This is a genomic window from Nocardia sp. CDC159, from assembly GCF_023740735.1.
GTDB classification, from domain to species: domain Bacteria; phylum Actinomycetota; class Actinomycetes; order Mycobacteriales; family Mycobacteriaceae; genus Nocardia; species Nocardia pulmonis.
In genome coordinates, this window is sequence record NZ_JAMRXH010000011.1 from 94,994 (window position 1) to 109,971 (window position 14,978).

Sequence of the window (14,978 nt, forward strand, 5' to 3'; positions counted from 1 at the left end):
GCTCGGCACGCCACCTTGTGAATCGCCCGGCACGCCGCCTCGCGATTTCCCGGCACGCCACCTCGTGAATCGCCCGGCACGCCACCTGGTGAATCGCCCGGCACGCTTTACGCCGGGCAGGTCACCCCGGTGGCGTGCACCGGACAGTAACCGCCCGGATTCTTCGCCAGGTACTGCTGGTGGTAGCCCTCGGCGTAGAAGAATCCGGGCGGGACCGATCTCGGATACGGCGTCACGGGCGCGGGCACCGCGGTGATCTCGGTGGTGATCTCGCCGTATCCGGCGGCGGTCAACCGCTCCTGATAGGCCGCCGCGGTGCTGCGGGCGATCTGCAGCTGATGCTCGTCCAGTGCGAAGATCGCCGAACGGTATTGGGTGCCCCGGTCGTTGCCCTGCCGCATGCCCTGCGTCGGGTCGTGGTCCTCCCAGAAGTGCCGGAGCACATCCGCGTAGCCGAGCGTCTCGGGGTCGTACACCACGAGCACCGATTCGGTATGTCCGGTCCGGCCGGAGCACACCTCCTCGTAGGTCGGATTCGGGGTGTAACCGCCCATATAGCCGACCGCGGTCGTGTAAACCCCGTCGAGCTCCCAGAAGCCCTTCTCGGCGCCCCAGAAACAACCCATCGCGACCACCGCGAGTCGCATGCCGTCCGGGAACGGCGGCCCGAGCGGATGACCGTTCACGTAGTGGATCTTGGGCGCGGAGACAGGCTCGGCCCGGCCGGGCAGGGCCTGCTCGGGCGTCACCATGACCGGAGGCGGAAGCCGCAGCCGCCCGGCCAATTCGTCGAGCCACGACATGGCATCGATGCTACGCGCGCGCACCGAGCCGACCGTTTGGTGTCCATGGTTCGGGAAACTCTCGCGGTGTTGGAATCCTGGGGGATGGAACCCGGTTGCAACCGAGCGGGTGTACGAATGATGGTTGGGTGCGCTCGACGCTCGAGCGCACACGGCCCGACATCATGAGGAAGGGACATCGTGGCTGAGTACACGCTGCCAGATCTGGATTACGACTACGGCGCCCTGGAGCCGCATATCTCCGGGCAGATCAACGAGCTGCACCACTCCAAGCACCACGCCGCGTACGTCGCCGGTGCGAACCAGGCGCTCGAGAAGCTCGAGGCCGCCCGCGAGTCCGGTGATCACGGCGCGATCTTCCTGTACGAGAAGAACCTGGCCTTCCACCTGGGTGGGCACGTCAACCACTCGATCTGGTGGAAGAACCTGTCCCCCAACGGCGGCGACAAGCCGACCGGTGAGCTGGCCGCCGCGATCGACGATCAGTTCGGCTCGTTCGACAAGTTCCGCGCCCAGTTCACCGCGGCCGCCAACGGCCTGCAGGGCTCGGGTTGGGCGGTGCTGGGGTACGACACCCTGGGTCAGAAGCTGCTGACGTTCCAGCTCTACGACCAGCAGGCCAACGTCCCGCTGGGCATCATCCCGCTGCTGCAGGTCGACATGTGGGAGCACGCGTTCTACCTGCAGTACAAGAACGTCAAGGCGGACTACGTCAAGGCGTTCTGGAACGTCGTCAACTGGGAGGACGTGCAGGAGCGCTTCGCGCGCGCGGTCGCCCAGGGCAAGGGCCTCATCTTCGGCTAGCCCGCCCCTCCGCGATTCAGGCCGTACCAGTTGGGTGCGGCCTGACTCGCGTTCAGGGTCCTGCGTCGTGGGCCGCTCGCGTTCGAGGTGGTTGGGGAGTTACCCACATTCGAACGCCAGTGGGTCCCGTCCGATATCCGGGGTACTGGCCCTCGCATTGTGTTTCAGGGCTGTTACCTGGGGGTTGGCACTCTCTGGTACTTGTGTGCCAGACATTGTTTGCGTCATTCTCGGGTACTCACAGGGCACAGCTCGCCGCTCTCGGGAGGCACGATGCGCAGCAATGAACCCGTCGGGGTCACACCGTTCCAGTCGCGCGGTTCGCTGCGAGGGTTCGTCATCTCCGGGCGCTGGCCCGACACCACCAAGGAGTGGGCGCAGTTGCTGGCGCTGGCCGTGCGGGTGGCCAGCCTGCCCGGTCTGCTGGCCACCACCACCGTCTTCGGCGCGCGCGAGGAGCTACCCGACGATCCGCAGCCCGGCACGGTCGGACTGGTGGTGGCCGAGGGTCCGGTGCTCGGTGAGGAGGCACTGACGCCCGGCCGATTTGCCGACCATGTGCCGCCCGCGCTGATGATGCTGCACCCACCCTCGGAGACGCGCCCGACGCTGCCGGAATGCGTGGGTGCGGCATCGGGCTGCGTCCTGCTGCCGGGCGTGCCGCATCTGGGTCTGGAACATCGCGCGGCGTGGGTGGAGGCCGAGCTGGACGGCACCGTCACCTCGATGGTCAGCCGGGTCGGCGTGGATCCGAACAGCGATCCCGACACCGCGGTTCTGGCCATGCTGCTCGCCGCGTGACGGGTCGCCTGCCGACCCGGTGAGGGTTCCCGAAACCTTCGACTAGGTTCCCCAAACTTATTGCGCGCATTGGCTTTTCGACGATCGTCACTTTGCGTACGGCGCACGCGCGCGGTAGGGTGGGCGACAGCGAAGGGGAGTAGCCCCCAATCGTGTGGTCGACATACTGATCCGTGATCCGGGTCCGGCCACGCGAACCGGCGACATCCGGTGGGCGAGACCTTCGGCCGATGACAGACCAACCGATTGTTCGGATGCGTTGTCGGCTGAAGGCAACCCGTCTTCGGTCGGCAGGCCGAAGACCTGGGAGCCGTTTTTCATGATCGCCACGATTTTGCTGAGCTTCGGCGTGCTCTTCGTCGCCGAACTGGGCGACAAATCGCAGCTGATGGCCCTGACCTTCGCGCTGCGCTATCGCTGGTGGATCGTGCTGTCCGGGATCGCGGTCGCGAGCGTCGCGGTGAATCTGATCGCCGTGGCCGTCGGCCACTTCCTCGGCGCGGCCCTGCCCACGAATCTGATCGCGCTCCTCACCGCCCTGATTCTGCTCGGCGTGGGCGTGTGGACGCTGCGCGAGACCCGGACGCCGGAGAGCGAGGAGCAGCCGCGGCCGGTCCCCGCGCCCCATTCGGGTCGTGCGCTGTTCGTGGTGATCTCGGCCTTCCTGCTCGCCGAACTCGGCGATCGGACCATGTTCGCGACCATCGCGCTGGCCTCCCAGCACGGCTGGCTCGCGGTCTGGCTGGGCTCGGTCGCGGGGATGGTCGCCGCGGGTGGTCTGGCCATCGGCGTCGGCATCACGGTCGGCAAGCACATCCCCGAACGCGCCATCGCGGTCGGCTCCGGACTGCTGTTCCTCTACATCGGCGCGGCCACCCTGCTCTCGACGCTGGAAATGGGCCGCCCGCTGGAGATTGGCCTGGCGGCGATCGCTCCGATCGTCGCGGCCGCCACGCTGTGGCTGCTCGGCCGTCGCGCCAGGGCGCTCGCGACCGATTCCGCGGCGACGCTGGCCGAGGCAACCGAACCGAGTCGGCCCTAGCTCACCGTCGAGCCGTACAGCTCTCCGCCGCGGCGAACCATATCCACCAGCGGTTCCCGCAGGGCGCGCAGCCCGTCCAGATCGTCGGCGGCGATGCGGGCGGTGACCAGGGCGCTGATGGCGGCCACCAGCGTTTGGCAGGCGAAGCGCTGTTCCTCGGTGTGCGCGCCGAGTGCCTCCCACAGCAGCGCCGCGAACGATTCCTGCATCAGCATGCGCCGGGCGATCGCCTGCGCACCCGCGGCATAGACCTCCACCAGATACAGCCGCGCATAGGCGGGTTCGACGGCCAGGCCCTCCAGATAGGCGTGCAGGATGCGGTCGAGGCGCGCCGCGCCGGACGGCGGGGGCGAATCCGCCTGGGCCGCGGTGCTTTCCTCGATCCCCGCGATCAACAGCTCCACCGCACGCTCGTAGGCGGCCTCGAAACAGTCCTCCTTGGAACGGAACTGCTCGTAGAAGGTCTCCCGCGACACCCGGGCCCGTTTGATGATCATCGCGACCGAGGTCTTCACATAACCGCTTTCGGCCATCACCTCGGCCATCGCGCTCAGAATGCGTTCGCGCTGGGACTGCACGACGGTCTCGCGCGGCAGGCCGTGGCGGCCGCGCGGCAGTTGACGAACGGTCAGGGCGGGCTCCGGCATGCGGTAACTCCGTTGGCAGCGGTCGACACGATCGGCCTTCATTCTGCGCCGAACCGCCCACCCCCGACCGATCTGCCCGGAACGCCGGTTAGGGTGCGTATCGACGGAGGGCCAGCGAAGGGCCGTCACGAACGAGAGGACCATACACCGTGGAGATTTCGGGCTCCGCCGCAATCATCACCGGCGCTGCGTCCGGTCTGGGCGCCGCGACCGCCAAGCGCTTCGCCGACCAGGGCGCGACCGTCTTCGGCCTGGACCTGGCGCAGTCGATCGAGCGTGCCGGCGACAGCGTCCCCGCCGGTGTCACCCTGCTCCCCACCGATGTCACCAGCAACGACGAGGTGGCGGCCGCGGTCGCCAAGGTCGTGGAGTCGGGCGTGCCGCCGCGCATCGTGGTCAACTGCGCCGGTGTCGGCTGGGCGGGACGCATCCTGTCCAAGAACGGTCCGCACGATCTGGAGCTGTTCCGCACGGTCATCACGGTGAACCTGCTGGGCACCTTCAACGTCATGCGCCTGGCCGCCGACGCCATCGCCAAGACCGAGCCGGTCGACGAGTACGGCCAGCGCGGCGTCGTCATCAACACCGCCTCGGTGGCGGCGTTCGAGGGCCAGATCGGCCAGATCGCCTACTCCGCCTCCAAGGGCGGCGTCGCGGGCATGACCATCCCGGCCGCGCGCGACCTGGCGCAGTTCGGCATCCGCGTGAACACCATCGCCCCGGGCATCATCGACACCCCGATGCTGGCCGGGGTCACCGAGGAGTACCGCAAGGGCCTCGAGGCGGGCGTGCCCTTCCCGTCGCGCCTGGGCCGCCCGGACGAGTACGCCCAGCTGGCACAGGACATCGTCGAGCACGACTACCTCAACGGCGAGACCATCCGCATGGACGGCGCGCTGCGCATGGCCCCGCGGTAATCACGCCGATCCGACCTGCGCCGGGCGTATCCGCAGCAGCGCCCGGCGCAGGTTCGCCACGGCGGCCTCGACGACGGCCTTGGTCACGAAGTGGCCCAGGGCCGTCACCACGAACAGCACCGCGATCGCCAGCGGCGCCCAGGACCAGGTCAGCGACAGCATGATCCGTTCCACGGTGCCGAGCGGCTGTACGACCGGCTCCCAGCTGTTGAGCCGCACCCAGCGTCCCAGGAAGATCCCGACCGCGCACGAGAGGTGCAGCGCGATCGTGACCGGCAGCCGCCAGTGCCCGCGCCCGATCCGCGCCAGGAACCGGCCGAGTTCGGCCAGCGCCAGATGGTAGGCGAGGAATCCGGACCCGATCAGCGCGGCGTACAGCGGCAGCACGGTCGTCACCACCGGCCCATCGGCCACGAAGTGCACGTCGTAGCGCAGATGCACCAGATCGGTCACCACATAGGGCGCATTCGGCAGGAACAGCACGAACAGCACGAGCCCGCCCCACCACAGCGGCGACCACGGCAGTCGCTCGCCGCGCCGGGTGCGGAACAGCAGCAGCGCCAGCCCGACCGGAATCCACGCCAGCAGGGTGTTCCAGGCCATCCAGAACAAGTTGCGCCGCAGCAGGCCCACCAGGCTGGGCGTCACGACATCGACCACATCCATGTGTCCATGATGCCGCTACGGCGAAGGCCCGCACCGAAAAACGGTGCGGGCCTTCGCTATTCGAAGCCTAGGCAGCTATCAGAGGCCGCGGACGCTCGAGGCCTGCGGGCCCTTCTTGCCCTGGGTGATCTCGAAGGTGACCTGCTGGCCCTCTTCCAGACCGCGGTAGCCCGAGCCCTCGATCTCCGAGTAGTGCACGAACACGTCCGGGCCGCCCTCATGAGCGATGAAGCCGTAGCCCTTTTCCGAGTTGAACCACTTCACGGTTCCCTGAACCATACTTTTCGTCTCCTGACGAGGTTGTTATAACGGTCACCACGGTCGTGGCAACCGGGTCGCATCAGACGGCGACTTGCAACTTGCCTCGCAAGGAGAAACCGACGCCCGCACAATGTTCCGCGCGAGCCCGAGTGGTAACACGAACATGCTGAAAACTGCGACCAACATTTCTAACGCACGACCCCGCGGGAAGTTCCCGCGGGGGTGCCCTTTCATGACCTAAATCACAGTGTGGCCGTCAGCCGGTCGGCCAGGATCCGGGCGAAGTGCGCGGGATCCTTCAGCTCCCCACCCTCGGCGAGAACGGCTGTGCCGTAGAGCAATTCGGCCGTGGCGTGCAGGTCCTCGGCCTTGCCCGCGTCGGCATCCTCCTTGCGCTGCGCGTACGCGTCGCGCAGGCCGGTCACCAGGGCGTGGTCCGGATTGAGCTCCAGAATCCGCTTGGTCTCCGGCAGCAGCTGACCCGAGGCCCGGTACATCCGCTCGAGCTGCGGGGTGAAGTCGAACGCGTCGCCGACGACACAGGCCGGGGAGGTGGTCAGCCGGTTGGTCAGGCGGACCTCCTTGACGCTGTCGGACAGCGTCTTCTCCAGCCACTTCAGCACCTCGCCGAAGTCCTTGTTCTGCTGCTCGCGCAGCTGTTCGGAGGCCTTCTTCTCGTCCTCGGACTCCAGGTCGACCTCGCCCTTGGCGATGGACTGGAACTGCTTGCCGTCGAACTCCGGCACCGACCCGACCCACATCTCGTCGACCGGATCGGTGAGGATCAGCACCTCGAGCTCCTTGGCCCGGAACGCCTCGAGATGCGGCGAGTTCTCGATCTGCTGCCGGGACTCGCCGGTCATGTAGTAGATCTTGTCCTGGCCGTCCTTCATCCGTGCCACGTATTCGGCGAGCGTGGTCGGCTCCTCCGCCGAGTGGGTGGAGGCGAACGAGGACACCTGCAGGATGGTGTCGCGGTTGTCGAAGTCCGACAGCAGACCCTCCTTGAGGACGCGGCCGAACTCCTTCCAGAACGTCTGGTACTTGGTCTTGTCCTCGGCGTTCTGCAGATCCTTGACCGTGGACAGCACCTTGCGCACCAGCCGCTTGCGGATCATCTGGATCTGCCGGTCCTGCTGCAGGATCTCGCGGGAGACGTTGAGCGAGAGGTCCTGCGCGTCCACCACGCCCTTGACGAAGCGCAGATACTCCGGCATCAGCTCTTCGCAGTTGTCCATGATGAACACCCGGCGCACATACAGCTGTACGCCGCGCTTGGCCTCACGCATGAACAGGTCGAAGGGCGCATGCGACGGAATGAACAGCAGCGCCTGATATTCGAAGGTGCCCTCGGCCTTGAGCGGGATGATCTCCAGCGGATCGTCCCAGGCGTGGCCGATGTGCTTGTAGAACTCCTTGTACTCCTCCTCGGAGACCTCACTGCGCGGCCGCGTCCACAGCGCCTTCTGCGAGTTGAGGGTCTGCTCCTCGAGGATCGTCTTCTCCTGCTTGTCCTCGCCCTCACCCTCGGTGATCGTGCGCTCCACCGGCATGCGGATGGGCCAGGCGATGAAGTCGGAGTACTTCTTGACGATCTCGCGGAGCTTCCACTCCTGGGTGTAGTCGAAGAGGTGATCCTCCTCGTCGGCGGGCTTCAGATGCACCGACACCGACGTGCCCTGCGGCGCGTCCTCGACGGTCTCGATGGTGTAGGTCGCACTGCCCGCGGTGGATTCCCAGCGGGTGCCGGTGGTCTCGCCCGCCTTGCGGGTGAGCAGCGTGACCTTGTCCCCCACCATGAACGTCGAGTAGAAGCCGATGCCGAACTGGCCGATCAGCTCCTCGGCCGCCGCATCGGACTTGGCCTCGGTCAGCTGCTTGCGCAGCTGGGCGGTGCCCGACTTGGCCAGCGTGCCGATCAGATCGACGACCTCGGAGCGGGCCATGCCGATGCCGTTGTCGCGGACGGTCACCACCCGGTTGTCCTTGTCGACCTCCAACTCGATGTGCAGATCGGAGGTGTCGACGTCGAGGTCCTTGTCCCGGAACGACTCCAAGCGCAGCTTGTCCAGCGCATCGGAGGCGTTCGAGATCAGTTCGCGCAGGAAGATGTCCTTGTTCGAATAGACCGAGTGGATCATCAGTTCCAGGAGCTGATGGGTCTCGGCCTGAAACTCGAGTTGTTCGACGTGCTCAGTCACGTCCAGATATTACGAAACCCGGACCACGGAAGTCGGCCATACCCGGAACCTCGGCATCCGCGCTGGGACCGCCGGGGTGCCGCGGATCCATCCACTCGCGCAGCGCCTTGGTCGCGCGCACATCGTCCTCGTTGTACTCCAGCAGCCGGATGCGCTGGGTCGGGTCGATCTCGCCGTCGTAGCCGACCGCCTCGCGGTACCAGCTCATCGATGCCTCGCCCCCGGCCTCGGGATCGCGCCAGGAGAATCCGGCTACCGGCGCGATTTTCTTCAGCCCCTTACCGCCCGGGCAGATGAACTGATCCGAGACCGCCTGGAACATGTCCACCCACTGCGGGCCGTCGACGAAGTCGCGGATCTCCGCCTCGGTCGGCACGCCCGGCATTCCCGCGAAGCGCCGCGCCGACTCGTAGAGCCACTTGTCCTCGGCGGTGCGCGAATAGCAATACGCCGCAAAGGTTTTCCCCGCGGCCGCGGCCTCGGCGCGCACACCCATCAGCCAGGTCCAGAATTCGGCGAAGGAGCGGGCCTCGTCGGCGGTGGGCAGCGGGTCCCAGGTGACGAACGGGCGGTACACCCCGTCGAGCAGCGTGCCCCACAGATAGGCGCCGTACTCCTGGAAGCTCTCCAGATCGACGTCGACCTCCACGTCGGCGCGCTGCACCCGGACCCGCTCGACCCGGCGCACCAGCGGCGCGCCCGAGATCCAGGCGCGGGCGGTGACCACGGTCTCGATGAACGGCTCGTACTGCCAGTCGTCCGGATCGTCGCCGGTCCACCCGGCCAGATCCTCGACGGTGTCCACGCCGTGGCGGCGCAGCAGCTCGGCGCGCGAGCCCGGGGCGACGAGGCTGACGTCGCGGTGCTCGATCAGCCAGCGCTCGCAGCTGGGCGCCTCGGGGGTGGCCGGGCGCGTCCACCACGGGCACTGGCGGCACTCGGGCACCTTGGACGGCACGGTCGGCAGTTCGCCGCGCACCACCGCGATCCGGTCGGCGTAGCGGCGGTCGTACTCGTCGAGCAACGGACCCAGGTCGTGCACCAGGACGCGGTCGAAGTGGAAGCCGATCGCGCCGCCGACCAGCGCCGGGCTGGCCAGGCCGTGCCGCTGCAGCATGCGGTAGAGATGGGCCAGGCGCTGCTGATCGCGTGGCTGGGTGCGGATGCGGACATGGCGGTCCGGCCGCGGCTGCCAGCGGTACAGATCCGAGGTGAGCGGGTGGAAATCGGCCGGATCGGGCTGGCGCGGATCGGTGACCTTGTGATTGACGACGATGACCGGGATGTAGCCGCCCCGGTCGGTATCGCGCAGCAGGATCTCCACGCCACCGCGGCGGCCGGTGTCGGGCTCCTGCGGCAGCAGCGCGCCCCAGATGCGCGGCGTGCCCTCGGCACAGGCGGCCATGGTTGCCGCCGCCCGCTCGGCCGCGGACAGCGCGGGATCGATGATCACCCACTGCTCGGGGGCCGCGGCCACGAGCGTGTCGCGTACCCGCTGCCGATGCGCCGCGGCCGCCTCGCGCCGCTGTTTGACCCCCGCGTCCTCGGGCAGCCCGGCCAGCACCTCGGGATGGGTGGCCTCCAGATGCAGCCGATGCCGACAGCCGATCAGCGCCCGCGCGTCGACATAGGCCACCCGCTCGACTTCGCCTGTGGCAGTGGCATTCTCGGAGCCGTTCACCGGACCCGACACCCGTCCGGTCGGCGCCGGTCCGGGCGCGGCGGCCGTGGCGAGCGCGGCCGCCCGCCGCTCGTCCCCGCCACCGTCTCGCTCCCGACCGTTCCGGTCGTCACTGCCCGAATACACGTAATGCAGTATGGCCCCCACCCCTGACAAGACCGTGAACCACACTGCGCAAAGCGGTTGCGGAGGCGCGTGCCCTCGCAACGTCTCGGGCCGAACCGATATGGTTGGCGCAAACCGGTGGCTCGATGACGGAGGCCTTTTCGATGGGGTTGTTCACCAAGCGCAAGCGGCGCCCGGACCGCAAAGCCGAGGCGAAGGCCCTCAAGCACAAGGCCAAGCTGGAGGCCAGATTCGGCGCGCGCAATCAGCGCAAGCGCGACCGCGAAGCCGCCCGCACCCAGCGTGAGGTGGCCAAACAGCAGATCGCCACGCTCAAGGCGGAGGAGAAGGCCGCGCTGAAGGCGGCCGAGCGGGCCGAGCGCGAACTGCTCAGCGCCGGTCAGGTCAAGAAGTATCTGGGCGTGGCCCGGGTGCTGGTTCCGGTGCTGGCACCGCTGGCCTATCGGGCCGCCACCTTCGTGCGCGGCCAGATCGATACCCGCCGCGCCCAGCGCCTGGGCATCGGCCTGGATCAGCTGGGCGATTTCAGCGGTCACGGCGGGCGACTGCAGGCCCGCGTCGCCGCGGTCGAGCCCACCCTCGCCGAACTGGAGAACCGCGCGGGCAAGGACGGCGCGGAGACCAAGAAGTTCATCGCCGCCACCCGCGACCGCCTCGACAGCCTGGCCTCGGCGATCCGCACGGCCGAGCAGATGCCCACCGCGCGCCGCCGCGCGGTACACGCCTCCATCTCCACCGAACTGTCCGGCATCGAGGCCGACATCCTCGCGCGCCTGGGCGTGCGCTGACCCGGCCATGCCCCGCGCCGAGCCCTCGCCTCGTGCGGTGAGCTCGGCACCCGGTGCGAATCGTGGCCGAACGCCTCGCGCCGCAAGCGTTTACGAGAGCCCGGGCGCGGTGCGGCGTACCGTCGAGGCCATGCCCGGCGGCACCGAACGTGCGCACCGCCGCGAACCACCGGCGGCCGCGCCGCGCGGGGGCGGGCCCGCGCTCGTGCGCGGATATCTCGTCGGCGCGACGGTCGCCGCGGTGGCGGTGGCGGCGCACGGGGCGGGCGGTGGCGGCTATCCGAGCTCGGCGACGCTGAGCCTGCTGGTCCTGGTGGCCGGGGGCATCGGAGCACTCACCGGGCTGGTGCCCGGGGCCGGCGAACGACCCGGACGCGCGGCGCTGTTCGTGGCGCTCGCCGGTGGGCAGTGGGCGGGGCACGCCGTGCTGGCCGGGGTGCTCGGGCATCGGCACGAATCGTCTTCCCCGCCTGTCCTGTTCGACGGGCAGCAGCTCCCCGCGGGCGCGATGGCGGCGGCGCATACGCTCGCCGCGCTGGCCTGCGGCGTGCTCATCATGGTCGCCGAGGGGTTGTACGTCCTTGTCTCGCAAGCGTTCCGGGGCGCCGTGGACCGGCCCGGCACACCGGCGGCACCCCGCGGATCGATCCCGTATCTCGGGGCACTCCCCCACATCCACCGCCTTCTCCGCAGCGGCGTCCTCGGCTCGCGCGCGCCGCCCGCGTGGTCCTGACCCCGACCACGTCCACCACTCGACAGAGAAGGCAAATCCCCTATGTCCAGCGTGATTTCGCGCGCCCTCGTGGCCGCGGGAGCCACCGCCGGTCTGGCCGTGCTGGCCACCGGTACCGCCGGCGCCCATGTCACCGCCGACGCGCCCGGCGCCAGCCAGGGTGGCTACGGCGTCGTCACCCTGCGGGTGCCGACCGAATCGGAGACGGCCGCGACCACCAAGCTGACCGTGCAACTGCCCAATGTGTCCTCGGCCCGCACCGAGCCGATGCCCGGCTGGTCCGCCAAGGTGGACCGCAACGACAAGAACCAGGTCACCGCCGTGACCTGGACCGCCGAGCCCGGTAATCCGGGCGTCGGACCGGGCCAGTTCCAGCGCTTCGTGCTGTCGGTCGGACCGCTGCCGAAACAGGAGAAAGTGAGCCTGCCCGCCGTCCAGACCTACAGTGACGGCAAGGTCGTGGCCTGGGATCAGCCCATGGGACCGAACGGCGACGAGCCCGAACATCCCGCGCCCACCCTCACCCTCGCGGCGAGCAAGGGCGGCGACGGTCACGACGCGGCCGCCGCGACCGAGGCCGGACACCACGACAGCGACGACACCGCGCGCTGGCTCGGCGGCATCGGCCTGGGCCTCGGCGCGCTCGGCGCGGCCCTTGGTCTGGGCAGCCTGATCCGGAGTCGACGGTCATGATCCGCCGAATCCTCGCGGGTCTGCTCACCGCGCTACTGGCCGCCGGAATCGGCTTCCTGTCGGCCGGTCCGGCCGCGGCGCATTCCGCGCCGGTGGCCAGCGAACCGGCCGACGGGGCGTCGATCGATGCGGGTCCGGCGCGGGTGAGCGTGACCTTCAACGAGAACCTGCAACCCAGCTTCCCGTCGCTGACCGTGGTCGGCCCGGACGGAAACCGCTGGGACAAGGGTGAGCCCGCGGTCGACGGCCCGACGGTCAGCGTGCCGGTCGGCGAGCTCGGCCCGGCGGGTAGGTACACCGTGGCCTACCGGGTGACCTCGGCCGACGGTCATCCGGTCAGCGGCACCCGCACCTTCACCCTCACCAAACCCGGCACCGGCACGCCCGGGGCCAAGGCCGGGGCGTCGAGCGGTTCCGGCGGTGGCGAGGATTCGGGCGGGGTCCCGGTGTGGGTGTTCATCGTGGGCGCGGTCGTACTGTTCGGCGGCGGTTTGGCCGTCGCGCTGCTGGGCGGCAAGAAGAGCCGCAAGCGGTCGTGAACAAGGCGACGACCGGCGGCAGTTCGACCGCCCTGCGGTCGATGCTGCTGTCGGTCGTCCCGGCCGCACTGCTCGGCGCGGCCCTGGCCTGGGCGCTGGCGGCGCCGGACCCGGTGCAGTCGGAGGCGCCGGTGCGGGCGCTGGCCGACTGTGCGGGCGCGACCGTCCTGGGCCTGGCCGCACTGCCGCGGCTGTACGAGCGGCTGACCCCGCCCTGGCGGACGCTGGCCGCGCTCGGCGGGCTGTGGACCGCAACGGAATTCGCGGTGCTCGCCTGCGAGGCCGCGCAGGTGGTGGGTGTGCCGGTGACCGGGCTGCGGGCCGGGGATTTCGCCACCTATCTCACCCGTATCAGCGGCGGCCAGATCGGCATCGCGATTTTGGTCGGCACCGTGGTGGTCACCGGTTACTGCGCGCTGGCCTATCGGCGGCCCGAGCGCGCGGCGGCGGATCCGATCCTGGTCTTCGCGGCCGTCGCGCTGGTGCTGCGGCCGATCACCGGGCATATGTCGCAGCAGCCGCTCGGCTCGGTGCTGGGCGCGGTGCACGCGCTGGCCGCGGCCGCCTGGTTCGGGCTGCTTTTGGCGCTGGCCCTGGTGTTGCGCACGCGCGGCGAGTGGGCGGTGGTGCTGCCCCGATATTCGTCCTGGGCGCTGCCCGCGGCGGCCGCCGTCGCGGTGACCGGGATCTGCGACGGCCTGATCCGCCTGCGCGGGCTCGCGCCGCTGTTCGACACCGGCTACGGCCGAATCCTGCTGGCCAAGGCCGTACTCATGGCCGCGCTGCTCGGACTGGGCTGGTGGTGGCGGCGCGACTGGGTGCCGCGGGCGAGCGAACATCGCATGACCGCCGACGCCTCGCTGCGCCGGGCGATCGCCGAGGTGGTGGCGATGGCGCTGGTGTTCGGCCTGGCCGCGACCCTGGCCGTCACGGCCTGATCTGCGCGCCACCCTGACACCGGTTACTGTGACCGCCATGACCGAAGTGAAGATCGTGGCGGAGTGCGCCGCGTCGGCCGAATCCGCGTTCGCCTATGTCAACGACTACCGGAACCTGCCGAAATTCATCACCGAGGTCGACAAGTTCACCCCCGTCACCGAGCAGACCGTGGGCGTCGGGGCGACCTTCGACGGCGATATCAAACTGGGACCGGCCCACCTGAACTCCCGCATCCAGGTGGTGCGCTGGGAGGAGAACGTCGCCATCGCGGTCAAGTCGATCAAAGGCTTCGAGATCGAGTCCACCTTCGTCTTCCACGCCAAGGGCGCGAACGCCTGCACCGTCGACGCGATCGTCGACTACCGGGTGCCGGGTGGCATCGCGGGCAAGTTGCTGGGCAAGACCATCGAGCCCTTCGTGAAGATCGCGGTCAAACATTCGACGCACAATCTGACCACCCAGATCGCCGACTACCACCTGGTGCGCGAGGGCTGAGCGACGGTGCGTGGCAAGCTTGCTGACGTGACCGAATCAGCAAAGCTAGTTGCCACCGCCGACCTCGCGGACGAGATCGGCCCCGAGATCCGCAGCTGCGACACCCAGTTCACGCAATTCGGCGGTCGCGAGGCATTCGCGGGCCGCATCGTCACCATCCGCTGCTTCCAGGACAACCTGCTGGTCAAGCAGACCCTCGGCGAACCCGGCGCGGGCCGGGTGCTGGTCGTCGACGGCGGGGCCAGCGTGCATACCGCCCTGGTCGGCGACATCATCGCCGGGCGCGGGGTGGCCAACGGCTGGGCCGGTGTCGTGGTCAACGGCGCGGTGCGCGATTCGGCGATCCTGCGCACGCTCGACATCGGCATCAAGGCGCTGGGCACCAATCCGCGCAAGAGCACCCAGACCGGCTCGGGCGAGCGCGATGTGCCGGTCGAATTCGGCGGCGTCACGTTCGTGCCGGGCGAGATGCTCTACAGCGACGCCGACGGCATCGTCGTCCGCGCCGAATGACGGGTTAGCCGGAGGCGACCCTGGCCTTGTGACCGGCCAGGGCGACCACGTCACCGGCGTGTAGCTGACGGCCGCGCCGTAGCTCGACCTCGTCGTTGACACGCACCAATCCGGCGGCGATAACGGTCTTGGCTTCCGAACCGGTTTCGATGAGGTTGGCCAGCTTCAAGAACTGACCGAGTCGAATGACATCGTCATCGATCGGCACATCGACTGGATCCGACATGGGGTACATCTTTACTTCCGCCGTCGCGGGGGCGAACGCCGCCCCCGGATCCGGCGTGGCCGTCGCCCGCCGAGAGGATCGAACCTGATGGCGCCGCAACCGA

18 protein-coding genes are annotated in these 14,978 nt (G+C 69.0%); 11 read left to right on the plus strand and 7 right to left on the minus strand.

Features of this window, described 5'->3' with window-relative positions; genetic code table 11:
* Nucleotides 1-107 precede the first annotated feature (107 nt).
* On the minus strand, nt 108-803 hold the full coding sequence (gene msrA / locus NDR87_RS23440; protein ID WP_251915395.1) for a peptide-methionine (S)-S-oxide reductase MsrA: 696 nt from the start codon (nt 801-803) through the stop codon (nt 108-110).
* Nucleotides 804-983: 180 nt separating this feature from the next.
* On the opposite strand from msrA, the gene NDR87_RS23445 reads away from it, so the two are divergent.
* From NDR87_RS23445 to NDR87_RS23455, 3 genes are all read left to right on the plus strand, one after another.
* On the plus strand, nt 984-1,607 hold the full coding sequence (locus tag NDR87_RS23445) for a superoxide dismutase (protein ID WP_251915397.1): 624 nt from the start codon (nt 984-986) through the stop codon (nt 1,605-1,607).
* A 273-nt stretch (nt 1,608-1,880) separates the two neighbouring features.
* On the plus strand, nt 1,881-2,408 hold the full coding sequence (locus NDR87_RS23450; protein WP_251915399.1) for a peptidase: 528 nt from the start codon (nt 1,881-1,883) through the stop codon (nt 2,406-2,408).
* A 319-nt stretch (nt 2,409-2,727) separates the two neighbouring features.
* The gene (locus NDR87_RS23455) at nt 2,728-3,450 is read left to right on the plus strand and encodes a TMEM165/GDT1 family protein (RefSeq protein WP_251915401.1); all 723 of its coding nucleotides are present in this window, start codon (nt 2,728-2,730) and stop codon (nt 3,448-3,450) included.
* On the opposite strand, the gene NDR87_RS23460 is transcribed toward NDR87_RS23455, so the two are convergent.
* Nucleotides 3,447-4,097, minus strand: a complete 651-nt coding sequence (locus NDR87_RS23460; protein WP_251915403.1) for a TetR/AcrR family transcriptional regulator — start codon at nt 4,095-4,097, stop codon at nt 3,447-3,449. The two genes, NDR87_RS23455 and NDR87_RS23460, sit on opposite strands and share 4 nt — an antisense overlap.
* Before the next feature lie 149 nt (nt 4,098-4,246).
* On the opposite strand from NDR87_RS23460, the gene NDR87_RS23465 reads away from it, so the two are divergent.
* Nucleotides 4,247-5,014, plus strand: coding sequence for an SDR family NAD(P)-dependent oxidoreductase (locus NDR87_RS23465; RefSeq protein WP_251915405.1), 768 nt, complete (start codon nt 4,247-4,249; stop codon nt 5,012-5,014).
* On the opposite strand, the gene NDR87_RS23470 is transcribed toward NDR87_RS23465, so the two are convergent.
* From NDR87_RS23470 to NDR87_RS23485, 4 genes are all read right to left on the minus strand, one after another.
* A complete protein-coding gene (locus NDR87_RS23470) occupies nt 5,015-5,680 on the minus strand; it encodes a DUF1361 domain-containing protein (RefSeq protein WP_251915407.1) in 666 nt (221 codons plus the stop codon).
* Nucleotides 5,681-5,758: 78 nt separating this feature from the next.
* On the minus strand, nt 5,759-5,959 hold the full coding sequence (locus NDR87_RS23475) for a cold-shock protein (RefSeq protein ID WP_251915409.1): 201 nt from the start codon (nt 5,957-5,959) through the stop codon (nt 5,759-5,761).
* Nucleotides 5,960-6,183: 224 nt separating this feature from the next.
* Nucleotides 6,184-8,142: a molecular chaperone HtpG gene (htpG, locus tag NDR87_RS23480; RefSeq protein WP_251915411.1), complete on the minus strand. Its 1,959-nt coding sequence runs from the start codon at nt 8,140-8,142 to the stop codon at nt 6,184-6,186.
* The gene (locus NDR87_RS23485; protein ID WP_251915667.1) at nt 8,135-9,778 is read right to left on the minus strand and encodes a TM0106 family RecB-like putative nuclease; all 1,644 of its coding nucleotides are present in this window, start codon (nt 9,776-9,778) and stop codon (nt 8,135-8,137) included. The genes htpG and NDR87_RS23485 overlap by 8 nt, the downstream gene beginning before the upstream one ends.
* A gap of 314 nt (nt 9,779-10,092) precedes the next feature.
* On the opposite strand from NDR87_RS23485, the gene NDR87_RS23490 reads away from it, so the two are divergent.
* The 7 genes from NDR87_RS23490 (at nt 10,093) to rraA (ending at nt 14,649) form a co-directional block, all read left to right on the plus strand.
* A complete protein-coding gene (locus tag NDR87_RS23490; protein WP_251915669.1) occupies nt 10,093-10,737 on the plus strand; it encodes a DUF6474 family protein in 645 nt (214 codons plus the stop codon).
* Between the two features lie 130 nt (nt 10,738-10,867).
* Nucleotides 10,868-11,470, plus strand: coding sequence for a hypothetical protein (locus NDR87_RS23495; protein WP_251915413.1), 603 nt, complete (start codon nt 10,868-10,870; stop codon nt 11,468-11,470).
* Nucleotides 11,471-11,512: 42 nt separating this feature from the next.
* On the plus strand, nt 11,513-12,163 hold the full coding sequence (locus NDR87_RS23500) for a YcnI family protein (RefSeq protein ID WP_251915416.1): 651 nt from the start codon (nt 11,513-11,515) through the stop codon (nt 12,161-12,163).
* A complete protein-coding gene (locus NDR87_RS23505) occupies nt 12,160-12,702 on the plus strand; it encodes a copper resistance CopC family protein (RefSeq protein WP_251915418.1) in 543 nt (180 codons plus the stop codon). Before NDR87_RS23500 ends, NDR87_RS23505 begins: the two co-directional genes overlap by 4 nt.
* A gap of 41 nt (nt 12,703-12,743) precedes the next feature.
* Nucleotides 12,744-13,640, plus strand: coding sequence for a CopD family protein (locus NDR87_RS23510; RefSeq protein ID WP_251915671.1), 897 nt, complete (start codon nt 12,744-12,746; stop codon nt 13,638-13,640).
* Between the two features lie 37 nt (nt 13,641-13,677).
* The gene (locus tag NDR87_RS23515) at nt 13,678-14,136 is read left to right on the plus strand and encodes an SRPBCC family protein (protein ID WP_251915419.1); all 459 of its coding nucleotides are present in this window, start codon (nt 13,678-13,680) and stop codon (nt 14,134-14,136) included.
* Between the two features lie 27 nt (nt 14,137-14,163).
* Nucleotides 14,164-14,649: a ribonuclease E activity regulator RraA gene (gene rraA, locus NDR87_RS23520; RefSeq protein ID WP_251915420.1), complete on the plus strand. Its 486-nt coding sequence runs from the start codon at nt 14,164-14,166 to the stop codon at nt 14,647-14,649.
* Nucleotides 14,650-14,653: 4 nt separating this feature from the next.
* Here rraA and NDR87_RS23525 read toward each other — a convergent pair whose 3' ends face one another.
* A complete protein-coding gene (locus tag NDR87_RS23525; RefSeq protein ID WP_251915421.1) occupies nt 14,654-14,875 on the minus strand; it encodes an RNA-binding S4 domain-containing protein in 222 nt (73 codons plus the stop codon).
* Nucleotides 14,876-14,978: the final 103 nt, after the last annotated feature.